The organism is Flavobacterium sp. UBA6195 (genome assembly GCF_002422095.1).
Classification (GTDB): Bacteria; Bacteroidota; Bacteroidia; order Flavobacteriales; family Flavobacteriaceae; genus Flavobacterium.
Map to the genome: position 1 here is coordinate 1 of NZ_DITB01000022.1, position 7,318 is coordinate 7,318.

Consider the following 7,318-nt stretch of genomic DNA (forward strand, 5'->3'; position numbering starts at 1 on the left):
AACATAAAAACACTATGCGAAATTTTTATACTTACATATTCATTTTTTTTCTTGGATTTTCAGCACAAGCACAAGATTTGCTTTCGCTTGAAGATGCGGTTAAAATTGCTTTGGAAAACAATTACGATATTAAAATCGCTGAAAACAATTCCAAAATTGATGCTACCAATAACAATTTAGCCAATGCTGGAATGTTGCCTTCGTTGAATGCGAATTTTACCAATAATAACAGTCAATTAAATACCACGCAAACGCAAGCTGATGGTTCCGAAAGAAAACTAGATAATGCTAAAAACTTGAGCTTAACCTATGGTGTTGGTTTAGATTGGACAATTTTCGATGGTTTAAGCATGTTTGCCCGAAAAGAACAATTAAACGTTTTAGAACAACAAGGAAAAGCCGAATTACAAACTGCCATTTTAACGCGAATTAGCGATGTATATACCACCTATTTCGATTTGGTACAACAACAACAAGTTTTAGCTTCGATTGATACCGCGATTGCAATTTCAAACCAACGTTTAACAACCGCTCAAAATCGTTTTAGCATTGGAAAAGCTTCAAAATTAGAAGTTTTAAATGCACAAGTAGATTTGAATAGCGATTTAAGTTTGCAATTGAAACAAAGAGAACTCATCAAAATCAGTAAAATTAGATTGAACGAATTATTAGTTCGTGATATTCAAACCGATTTTAAAGTGGCTAACAAAGTTACTTTCGAACAAAACTTAGATTTCAACGAATTAAAAGCAACAGCCGAAAAACAAAATCCGCAATTGCAAGCGCAAATTTTGTCAAAAAAAGTAGCCGATTTGAATTTAAAACAAGTCAAAGGGAATCGTTATCCAACGGTTAGAATTACTTCAGGTTATAATTTCACGCGTTCGGAAGCTTCTTTGGGATTCATTACGCAATCTTCTGGACAAGGTTTTGTGTATGGAGTTACTGCAACTGTGCCTATTTTTAATGGATTTCTTCAAAACAGAAACGAAAAAGTAGCGAAATATCAAGTGGAGAATGCAGGATTCCTTTTAGAACAACAAAAATTATCACTAACTTCACAATTATCGTCTTTATTTGCGAGTTATCAAACCAATTTAGAGTTGGCAAAAGTGGAAGAAAAAAACTTAGAAATCGCCAAACAAAACTTAGATATTACGTTAGCAAAATTCAAAATTGGAACCATAACTACTATCGAATTTAGAACGGCTCAGCAAAACTTTGTAGAAGCTTCAGTTCGTTATTCAAATGCACAATATGTAACCAAACTTTCAGAAATTAACTTAAAAGAATTAGCCGGTACATTAAAATTGAATTAATATTTTTAGATTTGTTAAAATGTTTAATTGTGAAACTGTGAAATTGAGAATCCGCTTTTCACTAATCACTTTTCACTAATCACTAAAAAATGGTTCAATACAACCCAAAAGACTGGATTACTTTTATTTTTCGTTTTCACGAATCGGACACCTTTCGTCAACTAATTCCGATGATGATTTTCATTGGACTTTATGCCTACGGAATTGCTTATTTGGAATTAGAATATTGGAAACTTTCTGAAACTAGTCATGTAAAGAATCTAAATGTAATGCACACCACTGTTGGTTTTGTATTGTCGTTATTATTGGCATACAGAACCAATACGGCTTACGACCGTTGGTGGGAAGGTCGAAAACAATGGGGCGCTTTAGTCAATAATAGTCGAAATTTAGCATTAAAACTTTCTGCTTATTTATCTGATGAAAACGATAGAAATTTCTACAGAAAAGTGATTCCAGCTTATGCTTCGGTGCTTTCAAAACATTTATTGAATGAAGAAGTGAGTAAAATGTTGTTTGAAGGTTTGGATTTGGAAATGGATCATCACAAACATCGCCCTAATCAAGTGGCAAAAATGCTGTTTCAAAAAGCGAATGATTTGTACAAATCAGGAAAAATCACAGGTGACCAATTTTACATAATCAATTCCGAATTGCAATCATTTACGGATATTTGTGGTGCTTGCGAACGCATTAAAAACACGCCTATTCCCTACTCTTACAGTTCGTTTATCAAAAAATTTATCTTCTTTTTTGTAATGACGTTGCCTTTCGGATTTGTATTTAGTTTGGGTTACTATGTAATTCCGGTAGTGATTTTCATCTTTTATGTTTTAGCGAGTTTAGAATTAATCGCCGAAGAAATCGAAGACCCATTTGGCAACGACGCCAACGATTTACCCATGACAAAAATTGCTTCAAATATTAAGAAACACGTGGAAGAGATTTTGTAGAGGTTTGGAGGAAAATTGGTATATTTGATAATGTTTACTTCTTAGCAACAATTCTATGAATTATATCTTTGAATATTTAAAGTTAAACCTTAGTTGGATTAAAGATTTTGGCACTTTAATCTTCACTGGCACAGCAACAATACTTGCTATTCTTACTTACAGAAGAGCTAGAGCAACAGTATTACAACCAAAACGAACAGAGATTATTAAAATTCAAACTCATACTTTAATTGAGTTTTTAAAATCTTTTTCTAATAATGGAAACAATATTGATTCCTCTCTTGATTACATTACAGTTTTTAGGTTTAATTTTTATCTTGCTTTATGGAATGCAGACATTTTAGACTTAGAAAATGACTCTCAAGCTTATCAAGAAATGAATGAATTAATTGGTGGTTGGTATATATCAACTGATAATAATCCATCTGGTTTAGCTCAAATACGTGGTAATCTAGATGATTATTTTGCTTTATTTGAACCTAACGACAAAGGAAGAAAAAAACCGATTGTGGTATTAACAAAAAAATCAATGGAGTTTATCAATAATATTAGAAATATTGCCAATGACCCATTTATGCCAAGAGAGATTATTCAAATGATTGATAAAATAATTGAAAATCTTTATCAAAATCTTTTTGAATTAATTCCAAGTGAAATGGAAAAATTAGATTTTACTTCTTTAGCTAATGAAGAAGCTATCCGAGTTACACCTTATTTTGAAAGTTTTGAAAAATCCAGAAATCATCATATAGAAGATTACAAAAAATTACAAGAAAAAATTCGAAACTATTTGAACGTTGATGAAAAATGGTAAACCAATTTATTAATGACAATCTTCAAACTTGAAGTCTATGAAAAACCTATTCCGCACAACACTTCTACTCTTAACTATAGCTTTATTCACAAGCTGTAAACAAGAAACCGTAGCTCCTCAAAACGAGTATTTTGCACAATCAGCTGATAGCATCCAAAATGGTGGGGTAAAAGTTATTCCAATTACAACTCCAAAAGGTACTTTTAATGTTTGGACGAAACGTATTGGCAACAATCCAAAAATCAAAGTATTGCTTTTAAATGGTGGTCCAGGTGCAACGCATGAATATTTTGAATGTTTCGAAAATTTCCTACCTGCAGAAGGCATCGAGTTCATTTATTACGACCAATTAGGTTGTGGAAATGCCGATAATCCTAACGATACTTCTATGTGGGATTTACCGAGATATGTGGAAGAAGTGGAACAAGTTCGTAAAGCATTAAACTTAGACAACACCAATTTCTATTTGTTAGGTCATTCTTGGGGCGGTATTTTGGCAATGGAATACAGCTTAAAATATCAAAACAATATGAAAGGCTTAATCATTTCGAACATGATGGCAAGTTGCCCTGAATATGACCAATATGCCAATGAAGTATTAAGCAAACAAATGAATCCAGAAGTTTTGGCAGAATTGATGAAAATAGAAGCCAATAACGATTTTTCGAATCCAAGATATATAGAGTTATTACTTCCTAATTTCTATGAAAAACACATTCTTCGTTTCCCAGCAAAAGATTGGCCAGAACCGGTAAATCGTTCTTTTGCTAAGATGAATCAGTCGCTTTATGTAACCATGCAAGGTCCGAGTGAATTTGGAATCTCTGGAAAATTAGAAAAATGGGATAGAAAAGCTGATTTAAAAAATGTAAAAATCCCAACCTTAGTAATCGGAGCAAAACACGATACGATGGATCCAAAACACATGGAAGAAATTTCGAAAATCTTACCAAATGGTTCGTATTTATTCTGTCCAAAAGGAAGTCACATGGCGTTTTATGATGATCAAAAAACGTATTTTAACGGATTAATATCGTTTTTGAAAAAATAAATCAAAAGCAACTCTTAGTAGTTGCTTTTTTTTGTATCTTAGTTTTTCTATTTGAAATTTTAGAATGGCAAACAAAGCGTTACTTTTTACTCCTGCTTTAACCCACGAAAAGTCGTTAAAAACTTTGGTGGAAAATCGGACCATTTTCTCTTTAGATCATTGCGAATTGAATATTTTTGAAACCTATCAAAAATCGGATTTAGTTCCGTTGAAATTCAATGATTTGGTGGTTACAAGTATGTTGCGTGGAAAAAAAGTAATGCATTTATTTGAAGACCCAAGTTTTGAATATTTACCAGGTGAAACCGTAATTGTGCCTTCCAATGCTGAGATGAAAATCGATTTCCCAGAAGCTTCAAAAGACAATCCCACGCAGTGTATTGCTTTGGCAATCGATAATCAGATTATTACGAATACCTTGGATTTTTTAAACGAAAAATATCCAAAAGAAGGAAAAAGTAATTTGTGGAAATTAGACCACGAAAATTATTTTTTTTATAACAATGTAGAATTAGCTGGAACCATCAACAAGTTGATTAAAGAATGCATGGGCAATTCGTTAACCAAAGACGCACTTGCCGATTTAACGCTTCAAGAATTGATAATCCGAATCATTCAAACGCAAACCACCAAACGTTTTGAAAACGAAAGATACATCGATAGTAACAGTCCGATTACACCAGCGATTGAATATATTAAAAGTAATATTCGAGAAACGATTAACTTGAAAGATTTGAGTGATAAAGCCTGTATGAGTACGACTTCTTTTTATCGCTATTTCAAGAGGGAATTAGGCATGAGCCCAATTGAATTCATTCTAAACGAAAAGATAAAATACGCAAAAAAACTATTGAGCAATCCTAATATTCAAGTCAACGAAGTTTCGTATGCAACAGGTTTTGAAGACTGCAATTACTTCATACGCTTATTTAAAAAATACGAAGGGGTTACACCAAAACAATATCAGTTGATGAATTATAATGGGTAAAACAAGTTCAAATTCAAGAACAAGCTCAAAAAACAATTGGAATTAAGAATCTGAATCAATAAATTCCATAAACACTAAGAATTATTAAACTTTTCTGTCATGCTGAATTCATTTCAGCATCTAAAATATAATCTAGAAGCTGAAATAAATTCAGCTTGACAAATCTCCCTATTCATTCAACTTTATTTCTTCTAAATTCTGAGCTTCTTCTTCGGTAAATAATCTGTAATTTACTTTGAATGTTTTTCCGTAAGGGGTTTCTAATGAAAATCCGCCTGCTCCTATTCCATCGGTTACATCAAGTGTAAAATGTGCGTGTTTCCAATATTCGAATAAATCTTTGTCCACCCAAAATTCAAACCCTTGAAGGGTTCCGATACAAACATCACCATAACGCAAATAAAATCCACCTTTTTCAAAACATTGCGGTTGCGTTCCTTCGCAACAACCACCTGCTTGATAAAACATCAAATCTCCAAACTTATCCGATAGCATTTTGATTAATTCTATTGCTTTGTCGGTTGCTTCCAATCGTTTTATTTTTTCCATAGTTTACAAATAAAAAAGTCGCGAGTTCAAAATAAAATTAATCATGAATCGCGACTTTAAATTAAAAATTATCTACTAAAAGAAACCTAATTTGTTTTTGTTGTAAGAAATCAACATGTTTTTAGTTTGACGATAATGGTCTAACATCATTTTGTGATTTTCTCTACCAATTCCTGATTGTTTGTAACCTCCAAATGGCGCTCCAGCTGGATAAGCATGATATTGGTTTACCCAAACACGTCCCGCTTGAATAGCTCTTGGAACTTGATATAATTCATGTGCATCTCGCGTCCAAACGCCTGCTCCTAATCCGTACATGGTATCATTAGCAATTTCTAAAGCTTCCTCTGTAGTTTTAAAAGTCGTAACCGCTAAAACTGGTCCGAAAATCTCTTCTTGGAAAATACGCATTTTGTTGTGTCCTTTGAATAACGTAGGTTGAATGTAATATCCTCCTTCTAAATCGCCACCTAAATGATTCACATCGCCACCGCATAACAATTCAGCACCTTCTTCTTTACCTAATTTAATGTAGGAAAGAATTTTATCTTTTTGGATTTGTGAAGCTTGAGCTCCCATCATTACTGTTGGATCTAATGGATTTCCTGTTTTAATTGCTTTAACACGTTCTAATACTCTTTCAATGAATTTATCATAAATCGATTCNNCATCATCAGCATCCATAACCGATGGGAAGAAAATATTTGGTGATTTTCCACCTAATTCTAACGTAACTGGAATAATATTTTCAGTTGCATATTGCATTACCATTCTACCTGTTGCAGTAGAACCTGTAAAGGCAGCTTTTGCAACTTTAGGATTGGTTACTAATGTTCTTCCTAACTCAGCACCAAATCCGTTAATAACATTCACTACACCAGCAGGAATTAAATCTCCAATTAGTTCCATTAACACCATAATTGAAATTGGTGTGCTTTCTGCCGGTTTCAACACTACGCAATTTCCTGCAGCTAAAGCGGGTGCCAATTTCCAAACGGCCATTAAAATTGGGAAGTTCCAAGGAATGATTTGAGCTATAACTCCTATTGGCTCATGAACAATGATAGAAACAGTGTCTTTATCTAATTCTGTAATAGAACCTTCCTCAGCACGAATTACACTAGCAAAATATCTAAAGTGGTCAATTGCTAACGGAATATCAGCTGCCATAGTTTCGCGAATAGCTTTACCGTTGTCTAAAGTTTCAACCGCAGCGATGTAATCCAAATTGGCTTCAATTCGATCTGCGATTTTATTCAACATAATACTTCTTTCTGTAGCCGAAGTTTGACTGAATGTTTTGAAAGCTTCGTCAGCTGCATTTACTGCCATTTCAATGTCTAATTTTGCTGAATGTGCTGCTTTCGACATTAATTTTCCATCTACTGGAGATAATACTTCGAAATACTGTCCAGTGGAAGGAGCAGTCCATTTTCCGTTGATATAATTATCGTACTTTTCTTTTAATTGGGGTCTTTGAACTAAATTACTCATAATTTTGATTTTAGGTTTGTTTCTCAAAATTAGTTTCAATTCTTATTTTAGAATAGCACAATTATTTCATTTAATAGCACAAAAATGATATTGACATAATTTTAACATCTAAAAATTACATTTCTATTCATTAATGTCCGATAAAAATTT

7 protein-coding genes are annotated in these 7,318 nt (G+C 33.0%); 5 read left to right on the top strand and 2 right to left on the bottom strand.

Annotation, left to right across the window (positions count from 1 at the left end):
• The first annotated feature begins 14 nt into the window (after positions 1-14).
• The 5 genes from B4I81_RS01675 (at position 15) to B4I81_RS01695 (ending at position 5,125) form a co-directional block, all read left to right on the top strand.
• A complete protein-coding gene (locus B4I81_RS01675) occupies positions 15-1,319 on the top strand; it encodes a TolC family protein (protein ID WP_291106738.1) in 1,305 nt (434 codons plus the stop codon).
• Between the two features lie 89 nt (positions 1,320-1,408).
• Entirely contained in the window at positions 1,409-2,272 is an 864-nt protein-coding gene (locus tag B4I81_RS01680) for a bestrophin family protein (RefSeq protein ID WP_291106726.1), read from the top strand.
• A 55-nt stretch (positions 2,273-2,327) separates the two neighbouring features.
• The gene (locus B4I81_RS01685; protein WP_291106728.1) at positions 2,328-3,086 is read left to right on the top strand and encodes a hypothetical protein; all 759 of its coding nucleotides are present in this window, start codon (positions 2,328-2,330) and stop codon (positions 3,084-3,086) included.
• 37 nt (positions 3,087-3,123) lie between these two features.
• Positions 3,124-4,137 carry a proline iminopeptidase-family hydrolase gene (locus tag B4I81_RS01690; protein ID WP_291106730.1) on the top strand — a complete coding sequence of 338 codons (1,014 nt, stop codon included), beginning with the start codon at positions 3,124-3,126 and terminating at the stop codon, positions 4,135-4,137.
• Between the two features lie 64 nt (positions 4,138-4,201).
• On the top strand, positions 4,202-5,125 hold the full coding sequence (locus B4I81_RS01695) for an AraC family transcriptional regulator (protein ID WP_291106732.1): 924 nt from the start codon (positions 4,202-4,204) through the stop codon (positions 5,123-5,125).
• 168 nt (positions 5,126-5,293) lie between these two features.
• Here B4I81_RS01695 and B4I81_RS01700 read toward each other — a convergent pair whose 3' ends face one another.
• Both B4I81_RS01700 and B4I81_RS01705 read right to left on the bottom strand, forming a co-directional pair.
• Positions 5,294-5,674 (bottom strand): DUF779 domain-containing protein, encoded by a 381-nt coding sequence (locus B4I81_RS01700; protein ID WP_291106734.1) that lies wholly within the window; start codon positions 5,672-5,674, stop codon positions 5,294-5,296.
• Between the two features lie 75 nt (positions 5,675-5,749).
• A complete protein-coding gene (locus tag B4I81_RS01705) occupies positions 5,750-7,168 on the bottom strand; it encodes an aldehyde dehydrogenase family protein (RefSeq protein WP_291106736.1) in 1,419 nt (472 codons plus the stop codon).
• Positions 7,169-7,318: the final 150 nt, after the last annotated feature.